General features: G+C 60.6%; 1 pseudogene. It reads right to left on the reverse strand.

The window, feature by feature from the left end:
- Positions 1 to 412, reverse strand: a pseudogene (locus JWG43_RS20625) (hypothetical protein); the annotation flags it as partial.
- Positions 413 to 617 lie beyond the last annotated feature (205 nt).

Consider the following 617-nt stretch of genomic DNA (forward strand, 5'->3'; position numbering starts at 1 on the left):
GCAGATCGGCGGCGGCCGGGGTCACGCGGCGCGTGCGTCCTTCCCGGTCCAGCGTCACGATCGGCGTCGTGGCTACAATGGTGTCGAGCAGCATCTCGCGCAGCGCCAGATCGCGCGTCAGGGCGCGAGCCTGTTCCAACGAGTCGATCAGCCGACGACAGACCTCGGCGATGACCCAGGCGATGACCGCGAAAAGCCCGGCGTTCGTCGCCGCATCCAGCACGCTTTCACGATGCACCAGCCACAGGTTGGCCCCGATGGCCAACAGGATCGCCAAAATGACCGCCCCCCTCTGCGCCAGCAGAGCCGTCACAATCACCGCCGGGACCAGCGGCAGATAGTAGAAGTTTCCAAACGGTTCGAGCGCACTACGAACCAGCGTCGCCACGAGGACAGCCAAGCACGCGATCAAGACCCCGCTCCACCATGTCCTGGACCTGAAGATCATGTCTTCGTGCTGTTCCTGGGCCGCTGGATATATTTCACCGGAGTATGAATTGGGATGCGAGAACTCGCCAAAACTTGGGCTGACGGTCGTCGCCGCTTTTCTGACAACTTTTGTATAGGCTCGTTTCGACTACGTGAACATACGTATTCGCTCAAAATCGGTTTGGAGT

This window comes from Desulfobulbus alkaliphilus, assembly GCF_016918545.1.
In the GTDB taxonomy this organism is placed as follows: domain Bacteria; phylum Desulfobacterota; class Desulfobulbia; order Desulfobulbales; family Desulfobulbaceae; genus Desulfobulbus; species Desulfobulbus alkaliphilus.